The sequence below is a fragment of the Kribbella sp. NPDC005582 genome, assembly GCF_040605415.1.
Classification (GTDB): Bacteria; Actinomycetota; Actinomycetes; order Propionibacteriales; family Kribbellaceae; genus Kribbella.
This window is the reverse complement of the sequence record NZ_JBEXCU010000001.1, coordinates 1,519,204-1,542,832: the sequence shown is the minus strand read 5'-3', so window position 1 is coordinate 1,542,832 and position 23,629 is coordinate 1,519,204. Positions and strand designations below refer to the sequence as shown.

Here is a 23,629-nt window from a genome sequence, read left to right as displayed (position 1 = left end):
AACGCATTTCCCGCACAATTCCTTCCCGCCCTTTTATCCGCCCCGCCGCCCCCACGTGCCGCACCCCACACCCCCACCCCCGGATCCGATTCGATCTCACCCCCCACCTCCCGCTACACTCGTCCCTCGGCACCACCCGCCGCCTTAGCTCAGTCGGCAGAGCGTCTCACTCGTAATGAGAAGGTCGTCGGTTCGATTCCGACAGGCGGCTCCACTAGGAGCACGAAGAAACCCCAGGTCAGAGGCACTTGACCTGGGGTTCTGCATGTCCGGGAGCTCTCGCGGTGGGGCTCGGAGGGCCGGTTTGCTAACAGCTTTGCTAACAGGGCACCCCGGCGGCCTCCTCCGTGCCGTCTTCGTCGTCGCTGTCCTCGTCCTCCGCGTCCGGGGTGTTAGCAGGCTCCGACTGAGCAGCCGCTGCGGCGAAGATCCCGGCGACACCCGCCGCATGGGTCCGCATGACGTGCGCGTAGATCCGGAGGGTGATGGCCGGGTCGGAGTGGCCCAGCCGTTCAGCGACGACGTGGACCGGCACCCCGGCGAGCAGTAGCAACGTGGCGTGCACATGCCGGAGGTCGTGCAACCGCGCGTGGGGGAGCGGGGTAGCCGGCCTTTTCGTGGAGTCCTTTGGGTCGGGGGTGTTGTACGCCCGGATGACCTTGCCCATGAGCTGGGTGACCGTGTCCGGGTAGATCGGCTCGCCCAGACCCGTCCTGATGCGGAGCCGGATCCTATGAGCGCGCCGGCCGTCGAGCAGCCACTACGCCGAGTCTGCGTCTGGTTCGGCGAACACCTGATCATCGACCACGTCTCCGAACCCGAGAAAGCGGCGTGGTTCGAGCACGCCATACAGCGCCGCTATCCCGGCCTGCGCGTCACCAACGAGCCCACCGGAGCCGAGCAGTGACCGACCAGCCCGCCGCCGTCGCCTACGTCAACGCAAGCCTCCTCATCACCGCATCCGAGCTCGAACGCGTCCGCAACGACGCCGCCGGCTTCGCCAGCGAGTGGGGCTACGCCCTGGCCTACGTCCACGTCGAAGAGCCCGCGACCAGCTCCGACGCCTTCACCGGCCTCGTCCAACAGGTCACCGCCCTCGACATCACCACGGTGATCGTCCCGAGCCTCCACCACTTCGCCGCCATCGGCAGCCCAGTCGAGGTCAAGAACCGCCTAGAACACCTCATCGGAGGCCGGGTCATCCCCGCCACCACCCCCTAACCGGCGCGGCCGGCGTGCCGATCCCTGCATCCGCGCCGGTCACGCCCACCACCCCGCGCCCTTGCCCTGGCCTCGTCCACACACCTCTGGGCAAGGACGCGGCCATGTCCCGACCCCGAAGGTGGATCACGCATGCCCGAATCTCCCCAGCCCTGCCCCACCTGCGGCGGCAAGGGATGGACCGTCGTGCAGAAGACCCGCATCAAAGATGGCAAGGTCGTCACCGAGCCCGAGCATGAACCTTGTCCATCCTGCGCCGGTACCGGCAAGGCTCGCTAACGCTCCGGGCAGAACGACAGCGCGCGGGATACGCCGTCGCCCATCTGCATCCGCTCCGCGAGCGCGAGCATGTCCACGCGTTCCTCCGCCGTCACCGGGTGGTCGTACTCGGACAAGCCATGTGCCAATTGGTCGAGCGCCAAGCCCAACTCGTTGGCGTCAATGAACTCAGCGGGTCCAGCCCTTGTCCTGCTCTGACAACCGATCGTCCAGCCGAATGAGGAGCCCGCGGAGTCTCCCCGCAATTTCCTCGTAGTAGCTCGCCTCCATGAGGACAATGTTGACATCCCGGAACTATGCGACACATTGTTACCAACAGCCCAGTTGCCCGAACTCGTGAAGGCCTTCGTCCCCGAGGGAGTCCAGAGGATCGAGTACGTGTCGACTGCCGGACCGAGCGGAGTTCGCGTTGTTCCCGAAAGGCACAGGGATCGTCGGGGCGGAGTGTGCCTCCAACGGACTGTGTGACCGATTAGAGGTAGTAAGGAGCGGGCGTTGGCAGACGAGATCGAAGAACTACTTCATCGCCGAACAGATCTGAGCACGTTCCTCGTCCACCTGACGCGTGACACGCCGAAGTACGATGCGCGACAGAACCTCCTGAGCCTCCTGGAGGACCGCACCATCCGCGCTCGAACGGCTCTAGGGATGGCGGCGGACCTGGACGACTATCTGAAGGACACGAGTGCAACCCAGCGCGTCGTGTGCTTCTCGGAGACTCCGCTGGAGCACTCCTGGATGATGGTCCGTGACATTAGGGGACGTCAGCAGAAGTTCAAGCCGTACGGCATTGTCTTCAGCAAGTCCTCGTCGCGCCGCGCGGGCTGCAACCCAGTCTGGTACCTCGACATCACCTCCGGCCACGACTGGCTCACTGTTCCGGTGAATGAGCTGGTCTCCGCCGCGAAGGAAGCGAGCCGTGGCCGCTTCGGACGGCTGAAAGGTGATCTCCTTGCGAAGCAAGCCATCTTCCGTCTTACGCCATTCATCGAGCAGATGGGCAACCCTTCCGGCACTCGGAAAGAGTTCTGGTGGGAACGCGAGTGGCGACATGCCGGCGACTTCGTCTTCAGGCCTCGTAAAGTCGTTGCCGTGCTGGCGCCTGAGTCCGATCACGAGGACCTAGCGGATGAGATCGCCGACATCGACAAAGACTGGGGGAAGCGGGGGGTGCCGCTGCTCGACCCCTCGTGGGGGTTAGAGCGTATGATCTCCGCCCTAGCGCGGATCGATCCCGACGACGCAGGCCCGTGGCCCGAGTAGCCCACGATGTTCATCGGACATTCTTTCGACTACGGCCGCACCCGAGCAACCGCTCGGTCGGCAACAGCTGTAAGGCCCGCCGCGAACCCCTCTGCCGTGGTTGCAGATCACCTGGCGGACGGGTATTGCACATCAATCGGCGGAGGACAACTCCGTTGCGCCGTCTGCCGGATTGACCTCTTAAGAATCAAGGCGCGCCGCAAGCGGCGCGCAGCGCGGCCCGGGCTTACGACCTCCGGCCGACGCCCTCCGCCGCGCGCACCTTCTGCTCCCACCGATCCGACACAGGCACCCGCCCGCCAGGCGCAAGCAGCTCGACGAAGGCCGGCGGTTGGCCCCGTCCCCCTGGCCGCTCGATCATACGGCCATCACGACACGCATCAAGAGCGCCGATGGCGTCCCTACGGGATCGGCAAGCCGACTCTTGACCCGCGCCGCGCTGACCGTGGTTGTCAGCTATCGGGGGATGGGGCAGGTGTAGAGTCGCGTATTAGTCAAGCGGTAGGTCATCAGCCGCCGGAGCATCGCCGAGTTGGATGAACTCGAATCGTTCTTTCGCCTCTCTGCCCACCCGGTCTATATCAAGGCTGCGCTCCGCGACAACGGTGATGGTCTCGCCAAGCTTCAGGTCGAGCGTCCGCAGACGCTCGGTGCTCACGTGGACCTTCTTCTGGGCACCTTTGATGGAAGGCTTGATCACAAAATGACCGGCTAGGCTCATTTCGACAACCTGTCCGTGAAGGGTTGCGCGCTCCGTCTGCCTGGACTGGTCGAAGAAGCTCAGTGCTCGACTCTGCGCATGGTGGTCGAGCTGTGACCTAACCGGTCGCCCGTGAGAGGGGTGCCAGGTCATCGCGAGCTCCGCTTGCCAATCGGTCAGCATGTAAATCAGCTTGGCTGCGGCGTCTAGCAAGGGGCGTTGAAAGCCGGAGGAGATTGCAGCTGGTGTGACGGTCGCAATCCCGAACTGACGATGCAGATCCATGACCTTACGCACCGCCGGATCGACCTCGGCCTCATTGGCCACTTCGAGTTGTTCGCCGCTCTCTTGGGCTGATTGGCTCGTCGGTTTCAAGACCAGGATCACGGATCCTACGGCCACGCCGGCCAGCGCCAATCGCGACCGCTCGGGTGTGGTCGAGGCTGCTTCCACCTCGCGGCTCAGAACCGGGAAGAGGCTAGCTGCTTGGTCAACATCAATCTCCCCGTTCTCGAACCGATCCCCCGAGAGACGAACCTCCAGGAACGCCTCCAGTGATGCCATCGGATCGATCCTGCGCGCTGCCGTGATCCAGGCATCGTGAAGCACATCGTCAAAGTCGCCCGCGATGTCCGGCCAGGCGTCTAGGTCGGGCCGGGATCGCTCTTCACCGGCTCCGCGTCGCAGTCGCAAGTAGTCAACGGTGGACTTCTTCACACGGCCACCTCCAGCATCCCTCGTTCAGCATGACACACCGGGGGGAGTGGAGCAGCGGGTACATCCGGTCCGATCCGTTGCCAAAAGTCGTCGTAGGTGCCCCGGCGAGCGAGATAGTGACGCTCGGCCACGGTCTGCACGCTCGTGTTGAGCGGGTGAACTACAGGCAGCCAAGGGAGAGGGAAGACATCGAGCCTGTATGCCTCCATCAGCTTGGCCTGGTGACCGATGAGCTTTTTCAGCCGTTTCATGCCGATTTGCCCTCGTGCCCCGTCAACGACGCCCTGGGAGATGACGGGCGTGATGTCAAGGTCTGAGGGGTGCAGTTTGCTTGAGACGAAGCTGCCAGCGAGCCAGACGGAATGAAGCACATCGATTCCGAGTGCCTCTTGGGCCGCTTGCCACTCCTCCAAGTAGTCCAGAAACCCGGCCCAGATCACGCGACGATCGCGAGAGTCGGAGAATTGACTGTGCGTGACGAAGCGCTGCTCGATCTCTGGAAGGGAGGTTGCATAGCGACCCGGTGGAAGGTGCCCGTTGTCCAGCAACTCCGGCAACATCTGACCCCCCACGGATCGGTGCCGCGAGTCGGTTTCGCCGCGGCGCTCACGTTCATCTAATCGAATTACAGCCTTGACCGTTACGAAGGCTGCAGCATCGTTATACCGCGCCATGCGCGGATGGCCGTGGTTGACAACCGAGACTGACGCGACGCCGAGAGCTGTTAGGAGTGCAGTTCCGAGTCTGGTTGTTGCTAACAGACCTGCTAACACGACAGTCGACCACGATGGATGGCGATGGACTCCCAGCGGCGGTTCGCCGCGCGTGTTGCGTCGTCACAGACCGTGGTAGACGAGCGTCGCGGCACTCGTAATGAGGAGGTCGTCGGTTCGATTCCGACAGGCGGCTCCACCAGAGTCCCCAGGTCAGAGGCTACTTTCTGACTCTGGGGACTTTGTCGTTTCGGCCTGGGAGCCGTTCGAGGCCCCCGAGAGGCCCCCGGTGTGATCGGTGACCTTCTGCGCCGCGTCCCAGAGGCTGTCGTCTAGCAGGTGGCCATAGAGGTCCATCGTCATCGCCGCCGAGGCGGGCCCCAGGATGCGCTGAACGACCTTCGGGTCAGCACCAGATCCGAGCCAGACGGACGCGGGTGATCGTGCGCGCCAGGGACCGTGGAGACAGACCATCTGATCGGGCACGCTGCGGGCGATGCCTCGAAGTCGCCTCAGTTGGTGGGATGGGCGTCGTCCTGACTCGTTGAGGAGCCCAGAATACGGCGGGCTTCGCCGCGGACTCCTGGGTCCTTGTCGCACGCCAACGTAGACAGCTGGTCGATGATCTGTGCAGTTCCACCGTCGTCAGCGGTCCAGCGCGGGTCACAGGCAACCTCGGCGGCCAGTTGGTCCGCAGTCCCCGTGTCTTGTGCCTGAGAGAGCGCACTCAGCACGGCCCGCAGCCCAGGAAGGTCCCGACGCTCCAATAGGGCTTCGGCCGTCTCCTGCGTTACTCCGGTGTCGTGCTCATCAAGCAGCAGCCGATGGAGGGCTGGGATCACCTCCGCGTGTTCGGGCCAAGTCGAGAGACGACGACCTGCCGCAGCTCTCGCTGCCCAGGAGAGAGACTGCGCTTCCCGAAGCGCCGCCGCTAGGTCGTCTTCGTGGTCACCGTGACGCATGGAGCAATTGTGCCGCCTACAGCCAGGCGTGCCGTCCAAGACTTCACCCCGTGCTGGCGGACAGGTATGACGCAGAGCACGCATTCGAGGTGCACGGCCGACCGTGATTATCCACATTGGCTGACCTGGTCTGGCAGCAACTTCGCGTCGTCGACCGCATGTCCCCTCTGAACAGCCGTCAACGACCCACCGGAACTCGCCTACGGATCAGAAGGCGGTTCCCCCGAGGTGCCCCCGAAGGACCCTGAACAGCCCGTTAACCCCCCGACGACTGAGCACGATCACTGCTCAAGATCGGGGCTGGTGGCGTGGTTGGTGCTCAGGGCAACGGACTCGTACTGAGAAGGTCGTCGGTTCGAATCTGACAGGCGGCTCCACTAGGAGCAGCAAGAAACCCCAGGTCAGGAGCACTTGACCTGGGGTTCTGCATGTCAGGGGGCTCGTCAGAGGCCCCTGGTCGTGTGTCAGTTGGGTTGGGTGCCTGTCACTGTGACCTCGGCCAGGCTGATTACGCCGGCGGTGGTGGCTGGTGACTGGACCTTGACGTAGCGGGCGATGGTATTGGTCGGGAGGCTGGTGACTGCGCCTGGTGTCGGGCCGAGGTTGAGCTTGGTGACCGTGGGGTCGGCGATCAGTTGGGCGTAGGTCCGGGCCGACATGCTGGTGGTGGAGAGGAAGACCACCGCGTTGTTCAGCTTGTCGGTTGAGGCGTCGGTCCGGTTGTGCACCGTGATGTTGGTGACCCGGGAACTGGTCAGCAGGTCGACCTGCCACCACGGCTGTGAGCTGGACAGCGTCCGGCTCACCGAGCCGGCCGAGAAGACGCCGTTCGTATTGCCATCCACGGCCCGGGCGGCGGTGCCGACGTCGGTCGACGACTGGGTGGCCGGGCGGTTGGTGGACAGGTTCACGGCGCCGGTGGTGCCGGCGACCTGAAGTTCGGCCAGGTTCAGGGTGGCGATGATGCTCGACAGTTGCACCCGGACGTAGCGGCCGGTGGCGTTGCCTGCGTTGAGGGTCAGGCTGTTGGTGGTGGACGAGAACGCCGAGAACGGCATCTCCTTCACTGAGGCGTCGGCCTGCAGCGAGGACATCGACCGGCCGGTCATGTCGGTCGAGGAGATGAACACCGTGCCGGCGCTCATCCGGTTCGAGTCCGTCCGGCTCCACACCGTGACCGTGGAGACTGCAGCCGCGGAACCGAGGTCGACCTGCCACCACGGCTGGGTGGAGAGGTTGGTCTGGGTCACCGAGCCGTTCGCGAACACGCCGTTGGTATTGCCGTCGACTGCCCGGGCCGCCACCGCGGTACCGCTGGTGCTCGACTGGGTGGCGGTCTTGCCTCGGGCCAGGTTCGGGGCGATGACGGTCACCGTGGTGGTTGCCGCCGCGCTGTTGGCTTTGCCGTCTCGTACGACGAGGCTGAAGGTCAATGTGGTCGGTGTGGCGGGGGCGGTGAAGGTGGGCTTGGCCGTCGTCGTACTGGACAGTGTCACCGCCGGTCCACCGGTCTGGGTCCAGGTGTAGGTGAGCGGGTCGTTGTCTGCGTCGGTGCCGGACCCGTTCAGGGTCACTGTGGTGCCCGTGTCGACCGTCTGCGCCGTACCGGCGTTGGCGACCGGTACCTGGTTGGGCGGGGTGGTGGTCACCGTGGTGGTTGCCGCCGGGCTGTTGGCCTTGCCGTCTCGTACGACGAGGCTGAAGGTCAGCGTGGATGCCGTGGCCGGGGCGGTGAAGGTCGGCTTCGCCGCGGTTGTACTGGACAGCGTCACCGCCGGTCCACCGGTCTGGGTCCAGGTGTAGGTGAGCGGGTCGTTGTCTGCGTCAGTGCCGGACCCGTCCAGGGTCACCGTCGTACCAACCGCGACCGACTGCGGCGCACCGGCGTTCGCCACCGGGATGTGGTTGGTCGGCTCCGAGAGCGGCCGCGGGGTGCAGTTGCTCAGCGAGACCGTGAAGGGCTCGAGGTTGTTGTTCGTCTCGATCATGGCGCCGTTCTCGCGGCCGCTGAGCGAGATGGTGTGCGCTTCGCCGGCGTCGACGATGGTCTCTCGCCACACGTCCGTACCGCGCTCCCACTCGATGATCAGGACCCGGCCGGTGACCACGTGAACGATGCACCCGTCGGCCCAGGCACCCATGTACGGATAGAGCGGATCGCCCGACTCCGAGTACACGATGCGCGCGTTGTAGCCGGAACGGCCGTTGCCCTGGTACGCCGTGCCGGCCGGCCAGGTGACCACGCCGCCGTACCAGTCGGCGTCCTCGCCGGTTCCGGCGTAGCGCCAGCGGGCACTGACCCAGGAGACCGGGTCGCAGGTGGTGGGGTCGGTACAGACCGGCGCCGGCGCGACCGGGGAGCCGGGAGTGATCGTGTACTGGAACGGCGAATCGCTTTGCACGCTGACGATGCTGCTGTTGTTCAGCGTGCTGGGCACGGTGTAGCTGGTGCCGGCTGACAGTGCGCTCAGCGATGCGTGGGAGGCGTCGGGCAGGCCTGCGTAGACCGTGGCGCTGCCGGAGGTGACGGTGATCTTCCAGCCGGCCACCTTGGGGGCCGGGGCGTAAACGTCGTGGGTGACGGTGTAGCCGTACCGGCCCCGGACGGGTTCGGCCATGGCCGGCCAGATGGCCGCGTTGCTGGTGTCCGAAGGCCCCCACGGGCATGGGCTGCTGGTGCAGTTCCAGGTGGCCAGTACCGAGCTGTCGCCGGAGGCCGGCGGCGGGCTGGTCGGGGTGCCCGGGGTGAGCGTGTACTGGAACGATCCGCCGTCCTGGACGCTCACGAGGTCGGACGGGTTCAGCGTGCTGGCCACGGTGTAGCTCTCGCCGGCTGACAGGGCCGCCAGCGATGAGTGCGAGTTGTCGGCTGGGCCTGCATAAACCGTGGCGCTGCCGAACGTGATGGTGATCTTCCAGCCGGCCACCTTGGACGCTGGGGCGTACACGTCGTGCGTGACGGTGTAGCCGTACCGGCCCCGGACCGGTTCGGCCGCGGCCGGCCAGACCGCTGCGTTGGTGCTGTCCGCCGAGCCCCACGGGCATGGGCTGCTGGTGCAGTTCCAGGTGGCCAGTACCGAGCTGTCGCCGGAGGCCGGCGGCGGCGTGGTCGGGGTGCCGGGAGTGATCGTGTACGCGAAGGACGAACCGTCCTGCACGCTGACGAGGTTGCTGGGGCTCAGAGTGCTGGGCACGGTGTAGCTGTTGCCGGCCGACAGCGCGGCCAGCGCCGAGTGGGAGGCGTCGGCCGGGCCTGCGTAAACCGTGGCGCTGCCGGATGTGATGGTGATCTTCCAGCCTGCCACCTTGGACGCTGTGGCGTACACGTCGTGAGAGAGGGTGTAGCCGTAGCGGGCCCGGACCGGCTCGGCTTCGGCCGGCCAGACGGCCGTGTTGGCGGTGTCCGAAGGGCCCCACGGGCACGGGCTACCGGTGCAGGTCCACGTCGCCTCAACGGAGGACGAAGGATCACCCTCGGCTGCGCGTGCGGGCAAGGCGGTCAGGCCCAGCACCATCACGACCGTAGTAGTGAGAACGAAAAATGCGGTCGCGAAACGTTTCAGCATGCCGGCCCCCCGGATTGTGACTCCCCTTGCGGCACACCGTAGCCCCAAGCTGCCCTCTGTCAACCGAAAGAGAAGCGGAAAGATGCAACCATGAACCATTCGTTATGAACTCCATCACGCTACGGAAAACTTCCCTTACTCGTTGATGGAACCCCATTGCTCATTGATGGGAATTGGGGGGGAGACCGCAGACCCGGTGCCCAGGTGATCGAGTTCGTGGCCGTCTCATCAACCACACCGCAGATCACCACCACGACCTGCCCGGTCGGCCGACTCGGTCCCGGATACTGCGGTGGTTGCTGTTGGCCACGTTCCCCACTCGGCATCGGCTACCTCGCTGCCTCCAGCGTCCTCCGATCCCTTGCAGGGTTGGCTTATGACACGAATTGGTCTCGGTGGAAATTGGTCCCAACCAACCCGGTGGAGGTCGCGTCTCAGTTCGCGTTAGGCCATCAGGGGCCGGCATTGAGGGAGGGTCAAAGTAATGAAGAAGAACGTTGTCGTGCGGATGCTGGCCAGTGCTGCGATGGTGGGGGTGGCGGCTGTTGTGGCTGGGGCGATGCCGAGCAGCGCGGCGGCGCCGAGCTATGGCTACAAGTGCTGGGGTACGTCGAAGGACCACTGTGACGTGTCGGTGCAGGCTCCTAAGGGGTGGAAGTTCACGAAGATCGACCGGTTCGAGGCGAAGTTCAGCCACGGGTCGAACGAGATGCTGCGGGTGGACGCGATCTACGCGAAGGTGAGCCCGAAGGCTCAGGTCGCGCGCAAGACCGCGGCGCTGAAGAAGGTCCCGGGCCTGAAGATTCTGTCGCAGTCGAACGGTGTCGCGCCGTCGACGATCCCGGGCAACCCGCCGCGGGTCGTGTTCTACGACGTGAAGTACACCTACCGTGACGGCGCTCGGGGGCAGCGTGTCGTCACGACCCGGTACGCCGACACGTTGTTCAGCGGCAACCGGGCGCTCGTGGAGTTGACCGTGGGTGGGCGGCCGCAGGACCAGGGCACGCTCGACCAGGTCCTGAGCAAGGCGACGCAGACCGTCAACCTGATCGGCTGAGAGCGCTAGCTTCAGAACCCCCCAGGCGTCAGCCTGGGGGTTCTGTCGTTGCAGAGAAGCTTTCGGGTGGCCGGTGACGGACCGGAAAGAAACCGTAAGGGTGCTCGGGCAGGGTCTGAGGCAGAAGGAAGCGCTGTCGGACCGGACTGAGAGGGAAGAACCATGAGCGAGTTGTCTGCGGAGCGGGCTCGGCGGGGGATCGTCGAGTACACGGGGCGGTTGGCGGGGGCGGCTGTGGCGGCTGGGCCCGGCGTGATCGTGCCGACTGCGCCGGAGTGGACCGTTGGCGACCTGGTTGCGCATGTTGGGCAGACGCAGCATTGGGTCGCGGAGATCGTCGAGCGTCGGATCACCGACCCCACTCAGTTGCCCACGGAGTTGGCCGCGCCGCCTGCGGGGCCTGGCGAGTGGGAGGTGTGGCTGGGGGACTCGGCTCGGCGGGTTGCGGAAGCGTGCTCGAATGAGGCGTTGGAGGCGGCTGTTTTCAACGCTGCGGGCGACGGGCGGACCGGTACGGCGTTCTGGATGACCAGCATGCTCAACGAGGCGGTCGTACATGGCTTCGACGCAGCCAACGCGGCAGGCGCAGCGAACGCTAAGGTCGACGGTGACATCGCGGCAGCGCTCATCAGCAACCACCTGGCAATGCTTACGTCGCCGACCTGGAAGCTGCAGCGGCCCGCGTCGGCGCAGGCGATTCGCGGTACCGGCCAGACCCTGCAGTGGCAGGCCACGGACATCGCAGAGGCGTGGTACGTCGAACGGCGGCCGGACGGGGCGATCTGGCGGCCTGGGAGTGGCCAGGCCGATGTGACGGTGACTGGCTCGGCGGGGTCGTTGCTGCTGGCCATGACGCGGAGGCTTCCGCTGACCGAAGCCGGCAGCATCGACGGCGACACCGGCCTCGCCCAGCACTGGCTCGACAACACGGCGCACGTCACCAATTAACTCGGAGTCGCCATTGTTGCCGTCGGCATCTAAGACCTACAAGGCCACCTATGACTCCTGCTGGGGGCTCTGGACGAGGACGTAGCGGCCTCGTTCGGTGGAGGCTGTGCGGATGAGTTCGAAGCCGGCTGCGGTGGCCTCGGTGACCAGCTCTTCGGCGGTACGGCGGATAGGCATGCCGCGGCCGTAAGCGATGAGTTGGCGGAGCGTTGCTGATGCTTCCGAGGAGGGGGCGATCTCCTGCATCAGCAGTACGCCGCCTGGACGTAGCGAACGGCGAATCGCGGCGAGGGCGCCGGCGCGGGTGTGTTCAGGGAAGAAGGGTTGGGCCCAGAAGGCGACGCCGTAGGCGGCAGGCTCGTCCAGGTCCTGGGCGTCCAAGCATCTGATCTCAAGGCGGTCGGAGACACCGAGTTCGGCCGCGCGCTGGGCGGCTTCGGCGGCGACGGCGGGGACGAGTTCGATGCCGGTGCCGTGGAGTTCGGGGAACATGGCGGCGAAGGTCACGGAGGCGCCGGCGATGCCGCAGCCGACGTCGAGCCAGCGTTCGGTGCGGATCAGTTCGGGGAGTTCGGGTAGGTGGGACAGGAAGTAGCGGTCGTAGACGGCCTGGGTGATCGCGGTCGATCGTCCGCCGCCGAAGCGGGCGAAGGCAAGCAGTTCTTCCTCGGTCAGCTGCAGGGGCTCGGGTTCGACCGCGACCGCTCGGGCATGGCCGACGGACAACATGGAGTAGTCGAGCATGTCGTTCAAGAACAGCGGGGCTTCGCCCGAGGCCAGCGCTTCGAAGGCCGGCGTCAGCCGGATCCGATCCGCCTCGGACTCAACGACCTCGTACGCCGTCGCGACGGTCACGATGTCGGCGACCCGAGCCGGCGGAAGCCCCGAGAACTCGGACAGCTCGTCGACGCTGCGTGGTTCCGCAAGGAACCCGAACCAGCCGTTCTCGTGCAGCGTCTTGGTCAGACTGAGCATCCGGGCGCCAGTCGCCCAGGACTCGATGCTCTGCTGAGCCTGGGCGGCAAGCTGGAAGCGCTCGAGCAGCCGTGCTTGTTCGGATTCACTTGTCACGTCGGCGAACGTAACGGCGTACCGGGGTCATCGTCAGGCGAAGGCGGCTGCGTTGCGACGGGCCCAGTCTGCGAAGGTTCGCGCGGGCCGGCCAAGGACCTGCGAGATGTCGGGGCTGACGGCTTGCTCGTCGGCGGTCGGGCTGCCGATGGCTCCGAGAGTGGCTTCGACGACAGGCTCGGGCATGTAGCCGAGCATCCGGTTCAGGGCCTCCTCACGCGTCAGCTCCACAAACTCCACCGGTACGCCGATCGTCTCCCCGATCGCGGCCGCCATGCCCCGCGGCCCAATCGGCTCCGGCCCGGTGAGTGTGTAGATCTGCCCGCCGTGGTCAGCACCACGCAGAGCCGCGGCAGCCACCTCCGCGATGTCAGCCGGGTCAACAGCCGGCAGCAGAACATCGCCGTACGGCGCCTCCACCACACGCCGCGTTCGCACCGACTCGGCCCACTGGAACGCGTTGGAGGCGAAGTTGCCGGGCCGCAGGATCGTCCACTCCAGGCCCGACGCCGTCACGGCATCCTCCAGATACGACGGGTGGCGCTGCGTCCCTACGCCTTGCGAGGACAGCAGTACGACGCGCTGGACCCCAGCTCCTCGTACGACGTCCAGGACGGCACCGAGATCGCCGTTCGCCAGGAAGTCGGGCGGAGTCATCAGGAAGACCGCGTCGGCGCCGTCGAGTGCCGGCTTCAAAGTCTCCGGCTGGGACAGATCCCCGGGGTGGTCAGCGGCTCGCCGCGAGACAGCGGTCACCTGCTCGCCTGCTGCTTTCAGGGCCTCAACCAGCGGTCGTCCGACGTTCCCGGTCGCACCAGTCACCACAATCATTTTCGCTCCTCGTTCGATTGACTGGGCACGACGCTACTGGCGGTGGGATAGTAGGTACCTAGAGGAAAGTACTGGGGAAACGAGGGCAATGTGATCGAGGGCACAGCGGATCCCGTGCAGGCGTGTCCGATCGCGCCGGTCGTCGACGTCGTGTTCAGCCGCTGGACCACGCCGATCCTGTGGACGCTCAACGAGTTCGGCAAGCATCGCTTCGTCGAGCTGGAGCGGCGGATCGGGGTGATCACCGCGAAGGTGCTGACGCAGCGGCTGCGGCAGCTGGAGCGGGACGGGCTGATCGTCCGGACGTACTACCCGGAGGTGCCGCCGCGCGTCGAGTACGAGATCAGTGACCTCGGCCGCAGCCTCGCGCCACTGTTCCAGTCACTGGCGGAGTGGTCGCAGAACCTCGAGAAGGTCGAAGCAGCGCGCCAGCACTACGACACACACGAGCCGGCGCACCGTCGGCCCTGACACAGCACGGGTGCGTCCGGGGTCCGGCTTCGCGATAGAAGATCCGGACCCCGTTCACGTCAACGGTTCGGTACAGCGAACCTCAGACCTGGCCGGCCTTTTCGAGCGCTGCGCAGCAGGTGTTCACCAGCAGACGGGTGACCGTGTAAGGGTCGATGTTGGCGTTCGGGCGGCGGTCCTCGATGTAGCCCTTCTTGTCCACCTCGACCTGCCACGGGATGCGGACCGACGCGCCGCGGTCGGAGACGCCGTAGCTGTAGACGTCGTGCGGGGCGGTCTCGTGGGCGCCCGTCAGGCGCTCCTCGATGCCGTGGCCGTAGCCGGCGATGTGCTCGTCGACCTTGCCCGGTGCGCCGAGGGACTCGCAGGCGGTGATGATCGCGTCGTAGCCCTCGCGCATCGCCTTGGTGGAGAAGTTGGTGTGCGCACCGGCGCCGTTCCAGTCACCCTTGGCCGGCTTGGCGTCCAGGGTCGCGGCGACGTCGAACTCCTCGGCGATGCGGTAGAGCAGCCAGCGCGCCACCCACAGGTGATCGGCGACCTCGACCGGGCCGGCCGGGCCGATCTGGAACTCCCACTGGCCGGGCATGACCTCGGCGTTGATACCGGAGATCGCCAGGCCGGCCTCGATGCAGGCGTCCAGGTGCTTCTCGACGATCTCGCGGCCGAACACCTCGTCGGCGCCGACACCGCAGTAGTACGGGCCCTGCGGGGCGGGGAATCCGACGGCCGGGAAGCCGAGCGGGCGACCCTCCTGGAAGAACGTGTACTCCTGCTCGATACCGAACCAGGAGTCCTGGTCGGCGTACTGAGCGGCGATCGGGAGCAGCGCGGCGCGGTTGTTGCTCGGGTGCGGCGTGCCGTCGACGAGGTAGACCTCGCACAGCACCAGCTTGTGGTCGCCGCCGCGGATCGGGTCAGGGCACGAGAACACCGGCTTGAGCACGCAGTCCGAGTTGTCACCCGGCGCCTGGTTGGTGCTCGAACCGTCGAATCCCCAGTCCGGCAGCTCAGCGCCGTTGGCGAGGATCTTCGTCTTCGAGCGCAGCCGCGCGCTCGGCTCGGTACCGTCGATCCAGATGTACTCGGCCTTGTAACTCAACCCACTGTCCCTTCGTCGCGGCCGTCCCCTCAGGTGTTCCTGAACCGGCCACCCTCGACAGTGTCAACGAGCTATTACAGAGCCGTTGCTCATATGTGAACGGCGTGTAACCGACGGCCTGGCGTGGTGCTGGGTGTGAGCGACCGCGGACTCACCGTGAGAGATGTCCGGCGGTTCGGTAGGTGAGGAGGCCTTCGACGCCGTTGAGGAAGGTGTCGCTGACCTGCTCGGGATCGGTGAGGCAGCCGGCAGCCATGGCGCCGTCGCGCATCATCACGTAGTGGCGCGCCGGAGGTTCGGGATGCGCGTCGCCGAACTGTGCGAAGAGCGTGGTGATGGTGTCGGCGAACCACTCGCGATGGGCCAGAACCGCTTTGTGGACTGGGTGTTCGGGGTCGGGATACTCCGCGGCGGCGTTCAGGAAGGCACAGCCGCGGAAGTGACCGGAGGTGATACCCGCGGTGATCGACTTCGCGATCGATCGCAGTACGTCGGCCGCCGGCTGACCGCTGTCGATGGTCGCCTCGGTCTGGGCGCGCTCGGCCTCGTGAACGGCGTTGAGGTAGGCGACGACGAGCTCTTCCTTGCTGGGGAAGTGCCGGTAGAGGGTCGCCCGCGTGATCTTGGCCTCGGCGACGATCCGGTCGATGCCGACGGCGTGGATGCCCTCGGTGTAGAAGATGCGCGTCGCCGTCTCGAGGAGCCGGGAGCGCGCCTCGGAAACCCGGCCTGCGGTTGCTTGCACCATCTGCCCGAGCGTAGCAGGCGTAGGTAGAACGTTCTGTCTTGACAGGGCGAGCGGTTGTCCGCCACTGTGGAGAGATAGAACGTTCGGTCTACTTCACTGGAAGGCTCACCTCGTGACCACCCTCGACACCACCACCAGCAGCCTCGCCACCACGCTGCGCCGCCTGTACTTCGTCCGATTCGCTTTCGCGATCGTCTGGGCGGTCCTGATGTTCGCCAGCCACTCACGCCTCGGCGCGGTCGGCATCGCACTGGTCGTCCTCTACCCGCTGTTCGACGTCGGCGCGGCCGTCGTCGACGCCCGCTCCTCACGAACCACTCGCGGCCTGTACGTCAACATCGCCATCAGCAGCGTGGCCGCGATCGCACTCGCCTTCGCGGGAGCGTCCGGCGTACCGGCTGTGTTGCGGGTCTGGGGCGCGTGGGCCGTGGTCTCCGGCCTCATCCAGCTCGTCGTCGGCCTCGGTCGCCGCAAGCTCGGCGGTCAGTGGTCGATGATCCTCAGCGGCGGCCTCTCCGTACTGGCCGGCGCCTCCTTCGTAGCCACCGCCTCCGCCGCCAACCCGTCGCTGACCAACATCGCCGGCTACGCCGTACTGGGCGGAATCTTCTTCCTGGTCTCAGCAATCCGCCTCAAGCGCTGAGCGGTTCGGTGGTCCAGGTCCACGTCGTATTGCTGCAGGTGAAGGTCCAGGCGAGAGGTGTGCCGGTTTGCAGGTAGGCGACTGCTGGGACGGAGAGAGGTGGGTAGGGGAGGCGGGTGAGGAGGGCGGCTGCTTCGGTGGGTGGGAACCAGCGGGCCTCGAGGATGGCTCCGTCGGGGTCGTCGACGGCGAGGGTGTCGTTGTCGACCGTGGTGGCGTAGTTCCAGGCATGGGAGGTCAGTTCGCCGTTGAGGACGACGGTGGCTCGCCAGACGAGGGTGAGGGAGCTCTCGGGCGCTTTGAGGCCGGTCTCCTCGGCCAGCTCGCGGACTGAGCCGGCTTCCGGCGTTTCGCCGAGCTCGATGCTGCCGCTGGGCGGACTCCAGTACGGCGCGTCCCACGTCTCGTACTGCTCGCGCACCAGCGCGACCCGGCCGTCGTAAGTGGCCATCACTCCGCCATAGCGTCGCACCGTCATGGCTACACCCTGTCGTGGCGATCGAAGATCCGAAAGCCACGTTGCACGTAGTTGCAAAGCGCATGTGGGTGGTCGTTGGACGAGGTCTGCAGCCAGACACGAGTGGTGGGTGCGTTGAGCGTCCAAGCGGTCCGCGTGACAGCTGTGAGGAAGGCAGCGCCGTAGCCCTTCGACTGGAACTCCGGCACCAGCCCGAAGACGACGATGCCGACAGAGCCGTGCGCTTCGACGGAGAGCTCGGCGAAGCCGGCAGGAGTATCGCGGATGGTGGCTTGATAGGTGTGGATGCCGGGTTGGGAGAGCTCGGCGGTCCATTGTGCTTCCGTCCAGTCGGACCGGCCGCTCGGCCCGAGTGGCGCCCAGATGCGGTTGTACAAGTCCCGTACGGCGGCCGCCGGCGGGCCGTGGTCGAGCGTGACCGGCGAGGGTGGTGGCGCGCCCGGTTGCAGGTCGGCCGGGGAGGTCATCTCCAGGCTGGTGACGGTCATCTGGGCAAGCGTAGGTGATTCCGGAAGGGGAGTGTCCGGAACCAGGTTTACGGTCGTGGCATGAGCGAAACGTGGTGGGAACCGCCGTTGGCCGGTAGTGAGGTGGAGCATCTGCTGGGGGCGTTGGACCGGTTGCGGACGACGTTTCGGTGGAAGGTGGACGGGCTGGATGCCGCCGGGCTGCAGGTGCGGATCGGGGCGTCGAGTGTGACGTTGGGCGGGCTGCTGAAGCATCTGGCCGCCAACGAGGACTACCTGTTCAACGTCAAGCTGCGCGGCCTGCCGATCGGGGAGCCGTGGACTGACAACGGGTGGCGGGACGACAACGACTGGGAGTTCAACTCGGCGGTCGATGACTCGCCTGAGGAGCTCTATGCGTTGTGGGACGGCGCTGTGGAGCGCTCGCGCGAGCGGGTGGCTGCTGCGCTGGCGGAGGGCGGGCTGGACCTGCCTGCGCACATCAGCTGGCCGGATGGGCGGCACCCGAGTTTGCGGCGGCTGCTGTTCGACCTCGTCGAGGAGTACGGGCGTCACGCCGGCCACGCGGATCTGATCCGGGAGGCGGTCGACGGGCGCACAGGTGAGGACCCGCCTGCCGGCTGGCGTCCCGTGGGTGCTGCGCCTACGTACGCGTGAGCGTGCCGTCTGGTGCGATAGCAACGGTCACTCGCGCCGCACCGACCTGCAGGTGGACGAGTGTGTGACCAGCTTGCTGGCTTGTCGTGTAGCTGACTGCCGCAGCGGCACGCGCGGGCACGATGACCGACAGAATCGACGCACTGCGCCCAGACCGCGCGAAGCCGACGACCGGTGACGCGCTGCGCTTGTCGATGGTGCGGTAGTGCCAGGTCGACTCCACGCGTGCTGGCGTCGTTGGTTCGCCGTACGGGATCTGCAGGAGCACAGTCTTCACCGAGTCACCAGGCCGCTGCGCCACCACGGAACCAGCGCCGTACGGCGTGACCTTCTGCCCGGCAGGCAAGTGCCACAGCGTCTCGTACGAACGCCGTACCGCAGATGTCCCGCGGTCGAGCACCACCATCAGGTCGGGATCCTTGAGCACCAGTACGCCGCGCGTCCGCCCCACATCACGCAGTTCGTAGTACTCGGACGTCTCCCGCACGTCCGACCGCGTCAACCGGGTCGCCGACGCCCCTATCCCGGACACAGTCATCACGTTGTGTGCGGACTGCCCGCGGGCCCAGCGCTGCCATTCGTCACCCTTGTAGCCGGAGTGCCCGCCGTCGATCAGCACCTCGCGCCCCAGCGACGTGTACGTGAGCGACATGTGGTCGTCATGCCCGTGCAGCCGACGTACAGGCCCGAAGCGGATGCTGTACGTCGACTCCTGCGCGAACGGTCGCTCCGAACCCCACCCAGTCCGGCCAAACACGTACCCAGCCGCGAAGATCCCGACCCGCTGCGCAGGCGCCGTCCCACGCTTCCCCGACGTCCCGGCGTACTCAAGCGGCGTACCAGCGACCGGTACTGTCCGCACAACCTCAGAGTCCCCGAGCTGGTGCAGTTCCCCGAGGGAGTTGGTCGCCAGCGCCAGCCAGTTCGCCAGCTGCTGTCGCCGCGCTTTGATCGTCGGACTCGCCTCGACACCACACTTCCCGAGTACGTCGATCGCCCGTCCCCACAGCGAGTAGTTGTACTGCGCATAAGCCGTCGACTGCTCGTTCGTCGACCCCTGCGCGTCGATCGCGGTCTTGATCCCCTGCGCGAGCCGATCGGCCGCAGTCGCCTTCAGATCCGCGCGTCCCAAAGTGCACCCGACTCCGAACAGCGCAAGGCTCTCCTCGGTGCCATGGTTCCAATCGCCACTCCAGTTGAGCCGCAGGAACTGCGCATGCTGCAGCAGCGCGCTGTCGATCCACCTGTACGCCGGTGGCAGCCGCGTGACGCGCAGTCCGGACAGCACGGCCTGGCGCAGGCAGATGAGCACATTGGTCCGGTGCATGGTCGACTCCGTCGCACCAGCGTCGCTCTGCCACGGGTACGGGTTGTCGAGCACCCAGTCGTGTGCGATCGCGTCAACGCGTTGCAGCGCACGCTTGTCGCCCTCACCAGCCGCCCGGATGCCCTGCCCGAGCCAACGCAGCGAGTGCAGCCACATGTACCAGCTGGGGTTGTCAGCCGGGTTGAGCCGCCAGTTCACGTCACCGCGCCCGTCACCCACCCGGTACGGCGGTGTGGTGCCCCACGCGAACGTGTCGCGGTAGAGGTTCCGCACCGGGTTGGGACGCTCAATCCCGGAGTACGTCGCACAGCTGTAGGTGTTGCGCTGAACAGGAGCTACCGGAGCCGCCGCCTGCTGAATCTCCGGCTGCACAGTCTTGCCCGGCCCCTCGGAGACCCGGTCCGGAACCGCCACGGACCCGATCACCACAGCCGCAGCCACCACGACAGCCGCAGGGCGCGAGCGCAGCGCGCCACTCCGGCCGGCGGACACTACTCGGCGCTTCCCAGCGCTTGCGCGATCAGTGCGTTCCGGGCCTGCTGCCCAGCCGGCTGCGTGGTGTGGATCCCGTCGCGCAGGTACTTCGTGACCTGCCCAGGGCGAGCGTTCAGGAACTCCGACCACCGCACCACATGCAGGTTCGGATGCCGCGCGGCCGCCCGATCCAAGGCTTTGTTGATCAACGCACTGTTGGCCCGGTCAGCCGACTGCACCGCCGCCGAGAGCCCGAACCGGTTGGCGTGCACATTCACCCAGTACACCGTCCGCTTCGGCCCGGCGATCTTCATCGCCTGCTCGACCTCGGTCGCGAACGCCGCCGGCGCGAAGATGTCGTTGGTTCCGACCGCCATCACGATCCGGTCCGGCAGCCCGTACTTCCGCGACCACTCCGCCAGCGCGTCCACCGCGGCCGACGCCGGCTGCCCCGACCAGTCGTGCACGGCAACCGGCGTACCGGTCTGCGCGGCCACCAACTGCTCCAGCGCCGGCCCATCCTGTACGGCGATGCTGTCGCCGAACATGAACACCCCGTCGCCGCGAACGGCGGCGCGGATCTTCGCCACACTGGAGATCCGCCGGCTCAGGTTCTCCCACGGCCCCAGCTGCCCGGACCCGGACCGCCCAGGCTTCGTCGGCCGAATGACCGGCGGCGCAACCGTCGCCTTGGGCGGAGCGGTCGGCTTCGGCTTCACCGGCGGAGGCGTCGGCGTCCGGTCGTCCGCACCCGAGGCTCCAGTGGCAGCCACAGTGACCAGCGGCTGCTCCACCTCCGACGAGGCCTGCACCACGGCCACCGCCGTACCGCCGACGAGCGCCACCGCCGTACCGCCGACGAGCGCCACCGCCGTCAAGGCTCCGCTGAGCGCCATCCAGCGGCCGGTAATGAGCCTCCACGGACCGACGAACAGCTCCCGGCCCGCATCCCGACGACTCAACCCGCCCTCCACAGCTCAAGCTTCCGACCGCCCTAACTTACCCCGCCAGGACGGCCAGAAGCCCACGAGCGTCAGGACATCCGGACCAGGGAGCCGCCGCCGGTGATGCCGAAGGTGGCCTTGACACCGTCGACGGTGAGGTCGACGACGTAGGTGGTGCCGGACATGCGGGTCTTGTAGGTGACCTTGCCGTTGGCGCGGACTGGGATGATCAGCGACAGGATCGTCGCGGACTTGCCGGCGCGGGCGAAGATGACCGTGGAGGCTGCCTTGCGGGTGGTGATGTGCGGGAAGTGCCAGCCCTGGATGGGGTTGGTCTGACCGGTCTTGACCAGGGTCGAGCCGGCCGGGAGGGCGCCCTTGTAGGGGAGCTGGATGAGGACGGTGCGGGTGTTCTCGCCGGCCTTGGTGGCGACCGCGGCGGTGCGGCCGGAAACGGTGGCGCGCTGATCGGACGGCAGGTGCCAGAGAGTCTGGAACTGCTGTGAAGTCTTCGCGGTGGCGCGGTCGAGGGTGACGACGACGTCCGGCTTGCGCAGGATGAGGACGGCGCGGGTGCGGCTCACGCCGGCCGCGGGGGCGTCGGTCAGCTCGTAGAAGTCCGCGGTGGACCGGACCGAGGAACGGGTCAGCTTGGTGGCCGGGTTCGTGTCGGCCAGCTTCGGGGTCGTCATCTCGTTGTGCGCCATCGGGCCGACGATCCAGGCGCGCCAGGCAGCGTTGGAGTAGCCGGCGTAGCCGGTGTCGCCGAGGATGTCGCGGCCGCGGGCCTGGTAGGTGATCGAGGTGTGGTCACTGTGGCCGTGCAGCGCGCGCTTCGGGCCGAACCGGATGCTGTACGCCGACTCGCTCGCGAACGGCGTGGTCGCGGAACCCCAGCCGGAGCGGCCGAACACGTAACCGGCCGAGTAGATCTTGACGCGGTCCGCCGGAGCCTTGCCCGACTTGCCCTGGGTGGCGGCGTACTCGATCGGCGTACCGGGGACGTTGCCGGTCTTCACGTACTCGGTGTCGCCGATCTGCTGCATCATGCCGGACGGCGTGGTGGCGTGGGCGATGAAGGTGGCCAGCAGGGCGCGGCGGGTGCTGATCGTCGCGCTGGGTGTGACGCCGCAGTCCTGCATCGCCTTCGCGGCGCGGCCCCAGAGGGAGTAGTTGAACTGCGCGTAGCCGGTGGCCTGCTCGTTCGTCGCGCCCTGGGCGTCGATCGCGGTGGTGATTGCCGTACCCAAGCGGTTCTGCGCGGTCTTCAGGTAGTCGCTGCGGTTCAGCGTGCACCCGACGCCGAACAGGGCGATGCTCTCGTCCGTGCCGTGGTTGCCCGGGCCGCCCCAGTAGGCGGTCATGAACCTGGCGTGGTTCACCAGCGCCGTGTCCAGCCAGGCGTACTGGGTGGGGAGCTTGGTGACCTTGAGGTTCGTCAGGATGGCCTGGCGCAGGCAGAGCAGCACGTTCGTGCGGTGCATCGTCGCCTCGTGGGCGCCGGCGTTCGCCTTCCAGGAGTACGGGTTGTCCTTCACCCAGTCCCGGGCGATCGCGGTCACATGGGTGAGCGCGGCCTTGTCGCCGTTGCTCGCCGCCGTGATGCCTTGGCCGATCCAGCGCAGCGAGTGCAACCACATGTACCAGCTGGGGTTCTTGTACGGGTTGGCCTTCCAGTTGATGTTGCCCTTCCCGTCACCGACCTTGGTCGGCTTGAACTTGCTCCAGATGAAGGTGTCGTTCATGACGGCGCTCAGCGGTACGGCGTCGTCGATGGTGCTGTAGCCGGGGCACGCGTAGTGCCCGTTCGCAGCGGCTGCCGTGCTTGCGGCGTTGGCGGTGGCGGCGGGGACGGACACGATGAGTCCGCCCACGCCGACCGTCACGAGGGCAAGCGAAAGTACACGTCTGACCACAGAATCCCCTAGCTACTGGCTGCTTCCCCAGCAGCTCCCCAAAGTTCTTGACACCTGAGAGATGCGCGGTGTGTCGAAGAAGTTGTGAGTTGCTCAAGGCAACTGGAGAACAGCCGCAGGGTTCCGGAGTCAGGCTCTTGGATCAGGCGCTGCGCTCGGCCTCACTGCGCTCGACGCAGAACTCGTTCTGCTCGGGATCGAGCATGGTGACCCAGCCGGGACCCTCGGGTGTGCGGTGGTCCTCGTGGATGGTCGCGCCGAGCTCGAGCAACCGATCGACCTCCTCGTCGCGGGTGCGTTCGGTGGGCACCCAGTCGATGTGCACCCGGTTCTTCCCCGACTTCGGCTCCGGCACCCGGATGAACAGCATCCCCGGCACCGGCGCCGGCGCCGCGACCAGGACCTCGTCGTCGCCGGGCTCGTCGCCGTCACCCAGCGGCCAGCCGGTGACGGTGCTCCAGAACTTCCCGATTTCGTAGGGGTTTTCGGCATCGATGGTGATGTGTCGCAAGATCATGCGCCGACCCTAACCGGGAGCACAGGGCACCCGGTCGGTGACGCAACGGGATTGATAGGTCCGGAGTCTCGCGGACCGTCGACGGGCGGGTCTACTGTGCGGCCAAGGGTGGTTCACCGGAAGCTTTGCAGGGGGAAGGACGATCTGATGGCGTCTCGATTGAATCCGTACATCCAGTTCGACAGCAGCGCGCGGGAAGCGATGGAGTTCTACCAGGGGGTGCTCGGCGGCGAGCTGACGATGAGCACGTTCGCCGAGTTCGGAGCCGGCGGGCCGGACGCGGACAAGTTGATGCACAGCCAGCTGGAAACGCCCGGCGGCTTCACGCTGATGGCCGGCGACACCCCGCAGGGGATGTCGTTCAGCCCCGGCGGAAACATCTCCGTCAGCCTCAGCGGTGACGACGCCGACGACCTGCGCCGGTACTTCACGGAGCTCTCCGAGGGCGGCAAGGTGACCGTCCCCCTGGAGAAGCAGATGTGGGGTGACGAGTTCGGACAGTTCACCGACCGGTTCGGGATCAGCTGGCTGGTCAATATCAGCGGTACCTGACCGCA

23 protein-coding genes and 1 tRNA gene are annotated in these 23,629 nt (G+C 66.6%); 10 read left to right on the top strand and 14 right to left on the bottom strand.

All coding sequences use genetic code 11. The features are described from left to right. Positions 1–138: 138 nt before the first annotated feature. Positions 139–214 (top strand) — tRNA-Thr (locus tag ABZS29_RS07720). Between the two features lie 105 nt (positions 215–319). Here the strand turns inward: ABZS29_RS07720 and ABZS29_RS07715 are convergent. Then, positions 320–667, bottom strand: coding sequence for a tyrosine-type recombinase/integrase (locus ABZS29_RS07715; RefSeq protein WP_355459534.1), 348 nt, complete (start codon positions 665–667; stop codon positions 320–322). Between the two features lie 66 nt (positions 668–733). On the opposite strand from ABZS29_RS07715, the gene ABZS29_RS07710 reads away from it, so the two are divergent. The 3 genes from ABZS29_RS07710 to ABZS29_RS07700 all read left to right on the top strand — a co-directional run bounded on the left by ABZS29_RS07710 (position 734) and on the right by ABZS29_RS07700 (position 2,763). Further along, complete coding sequence (locus ABZS29_RS07710; protein WP_355459533.1) at positions 734–907, top strand: hypothetical protein; 174 nt, start codon at positions 734–736, stop codon at positions 905–907. Next, positions 904–1,221, top strand: coding sequence for a hypothetical protein (locus tag ABZS29_RS07705; protein ID WP_355459532.1), 318 nt, complete (start codon positions 904–906; stop codon positions 1,219–1,221). Before ABZS29_RS07710 ends, ABZS29_RS07705 begins: the two co-directional genes overlap by 4 nt. Before the next feature lie 774 nt (positions 1,222–1,995). Then, a complete protein-coding gene (locus tag ABZS29_RS07700; RefSeq protein ID WP_355459530.1) occupies positions 1,996–2,763 on the top strand; it encodes an abortive infection system antitoxin AbiGi family protein in 768 nt (255 codons plus the stop codon). 490 nt (positions 2,764–3,253) lie between these two features. Here ABZS29_RS07700 and ABZS29_RS07695 read toward each other — a convergent pair whose 3' ends face one another. The 3 genes from ABZS29_RS07695 to ABZS29_RS07685 form a co-directional block, all read right to left on the bottom strand. Beyond that, positions 3,254–4,180 (bottom strand): hypothetical protein, encoded by a 927-nt coding sequence (locus ABZS29_RS07695; protein WP_355459528.1) that lies wholly within the window; start codon positions 4,178–4,180, stop codon positions 3,254–3,256. Beyond that, positions 4,177–4,854: a hypothetical protein gene (locus ABZS29_RS07690; protein ID WP_355459526.1), complete on the bottom strand. Its 678-nt coding sequence runs from the start codon at positions 4,852–4,854 to the stop codon at positions 4,177–4,179. The genes ABZS29_RS07695 and ABZS29_RS07690 overlap by 4 nt, the downstream gene beginning before the upstream one ends. 1,465 nt (positions 4,855–6,319) lie before the next feature. Continuing rightward, positions 6,320–9,421, bottom strand: coding sequence for a discoidin domain-containing protein (locus tag ABZS29_RS07685; RefSeq protein WP_355459524.1), 3,102 nt, complete (start codon positions 9,419–9,421; stop codon positions 6,320–6,322). Between the two features lie 484 nt (positions 9,422–9,905). Here ABZS29_RS07685 and ABZS29_RS07680 point away from each other — a divergent pair, with 484 nt between their 5' ends. After that, positions 9,906–10,478: a hypothetical protein gene (locus ABZS29_RS07680; RefSeq protein ID WP_355459522.1), complete on the top strand. Its 573-nt coding sequence runs from the start codon at positions 9,906–9,908 to the stop codon at positions 10,476–10,478. Between the two features lie 162 nt (positions 10,479–10,640). Further along, positions 10,641–11,426 (top strand): maleylpyruvate isomerase family mycothiol-dependent enzyme, encoded by a 786-nt coding sequence (locus tag ABZS29_RS07675; RefSeq protein WP_355459520.1) that lies wholly within the window; start codon positions 10,641–10,643, stop codon positions 11,424–11,426. A gap of 48 nt (positions 11,427–11,474) precedes the next feature. Here the strand turns inward: ABZS29_RS07675 and ABZS29_RS07670 are convergent, their stop codons facing one another. Both ABZS29_RS07670 and ABZS29_RS07665 read right to left on the bottom strand, forming a co-directional pair. Further along, complete coding sequence (locus ABZS29_RS07670) at positions 11,475–12,497, bottom strand: class I SAM-dependent methyltransferase (protein WP_355459518.1); 1,023 nt, start codon at positions 12,495–12,497, stop codon at positions 11,475–11,477. 33 nt (positions 12,498–12,530) lie between these two features. After that, on the bottom strand, positions 12,531–13,328 hold the full coding sequence (locus tag ABZS29_RS07665) for an NAD(P)H-binding protein (protein WP_355459516.1): 798 nt from the start codon (positions 13,326–13,328) through the stop codon (positions 12,531–12,533). Positions 13,329–13,418: 90 nt separating this feature from the next. Between ABZS29_RS07665 and ABZS29_RS07660 the strand changes: the two genes are divergently transcribed. Next, complete coding sequence (locus ABZS29_RS07660; RefSeq protein ID WP_355459514.1) at positions 13,419–13,799, top strand: helix-turn-helix domain-containing protein; 381 nt, start codon at positions 13,419–13,421, stop codon at positions 13,797–13,799. A gap of 82 nt (positions 13,800–13,881) precedes the next feature. Here ABZS29_RS07660 and glnII read toward each other — a convergent pair whose 3' ends face one another. Together glnII and ABZS29_RS07650 are read right to left on the bottom strand one after the other, a co-directional pair. Further along, the gene (glnII, locus tag ABZS29_RS07655) at positions 13,882–14,901 is read right to left on the bottom strand and encodes a glutamine synthetase (protein ID WP_355459512.1); all 1,020 of its coding nucleotides are present in this window, start codon (positions 14,899–14,901) and stop codon (positions 13,882–13,884) included. Positions 14,902–15,052: 151 nt separating this feature from the next. After that, positions 15,053–15,649 carry a TetR/AcrR family transcriptional regulator gene (locus ABZS29_RS07650; RefSeq protein WP_355459510.1) on the bottom strand — a complete coding sequence of 199 codons (597 nt, stop codon included), beginning with the start codon at positions 15,647–15,649 and terminating at the stop codon, positions 15,053–15,055. A 112-nt stretch (positions 15,650–15,761) separates the two neighbouring features. Between ABZS29_RS07650 and ABZS29_RS07645 the strand changes: the two genes are divergently transcribed. Continuing rightward, positions 15,762–16,292, top strand: coding sequence for a hypothetical protein (locus ABZS29_RS07645; RefSeq protein WP_355459508.1), 531 nt, complete (start codon positions 15,762–15,764; stop codon positions 16,290–16,292). Here ABZS29_RS07645 and ABZS29_RS07640 read toward each other — a convergent pair. Together ABZS29_RS07640 and ABZS29_RS07635 are read right to left on the bottom strand one after the other, a co-directional pair. Further along, complete coding sequence (locus tag ABZS29_RS07640) at positions 16,282–16,770, bottom strand: NUDIX hydrolase (RefSeq protein ID WP_355459506.1); 489 nt, start codon at positions 16,768–16,770, stop codon at positions 16,282–16,284. The two genes, ABZS29_RS07645 and ABZS29_RS07640, sit on opposite strands and share 11 nt — an antisense overlap. Before the next feature lie 2 nt (positions 16,771–16,772). Then, positions 16,773–17,258, bottom strand: a complete 486-nt coding sequence (locus ABZS29_RS07635) for a GNAT family N-acetyltransferase (RefSeq protein WP_355459505.1) — start codon at positions 17,256–17,258, stop codon at positions 16,773–16,775. 60 nt (positions 17,259–17,318) lie between these two features. Between ABZS29_RS07635 and ABZS29_RS07630 the strand changes: the two genes are divergently transcribed. Further along, the gene (locus ABZS29_RS07630; protein ID WP_355459503.1) at positions 17,319–17,894 is read left to right on the top strand and encodes a DUF664 domain-containing protein; all 576 of its coding nucleotides are present in this window, start codon (positions 17,319–17,321) and stop codon (positions 17,892–17,894) included. Here ABZS29_RS07630 and ABZS29_RS07625 read toward each other — a convergent pair. From ABZS29_RS07625 to ABZS29_RS07610, 4 genes are all read right to left on the bottom strand, one after another. After that, on the bottom strand, positions 17,881–19,662 hold the full coding sequence (locus tag ABZS29_RS07625; RefSeq protein ID WP_355459502.1) for a heparinase II/III family protein: 1,782 nt from the start codon (positions 19,660–19,662) through the stop codon (positions 17,881–17,883). The genes ABZS29_RS07630 and ABZS29_RS07625 overlap by 14 nt on opposite strands. Positions 19,663–19,712: 50 nt before the next feature. Further along, complete coding sequence (locus ABZS29_RS07620) at positions 19,713–20,657, bottom strand: GDSL-type esterase/lipase family protein (protein ID WP_355459500.1); 945 nt, start codon at positions 20,655–20,657, stop codon at positions 19,713–19,715. A 71-nt stretch (positions 20,658–20,728) separates the two neighbouring features. Then, on the bottom strand, positions 20,729–22,525 hold the full coding sequence (locus ABZS29_RS07615; RefSeq protein WP_355459498.1) for a heparinase II/III family protein: 1,797 nt from the start codon (positions 22,523–22,525) through the stop codon (positions 20,729–20,731). A 172-nt stretch (positions 22,526–22,697) separates the two neighbouring features. Continuing rightward, the gene (locus tag ABZS29_RS07610; protein ID WP_355459496.1) at positions 22,698–23,072 is read right to left on the bottom strand and encodes a VOC family protein; all 375 of its coding nucleotides are present in this window, start codon (positions 23,070–23,072) and stop codon (positions 22,698–22,700) included. A 147-nt stretch (positions 23,073–23,219) separates the two neighbouring features. Between ABZS29_RS07610 and ABZS29_RS07605 the strand changes: the two genes are divergently transcribed. Continuing rightward, entirely contained in the window at positions 23,220–23,624 is a 405-nt protein-coding gene (locus ABZS29_RS07605; protein WP_355459494.1) for a VOC family protein, read from the top strand. Positions 23,625–23,629 lie beyond the last annotated feature (5 nt).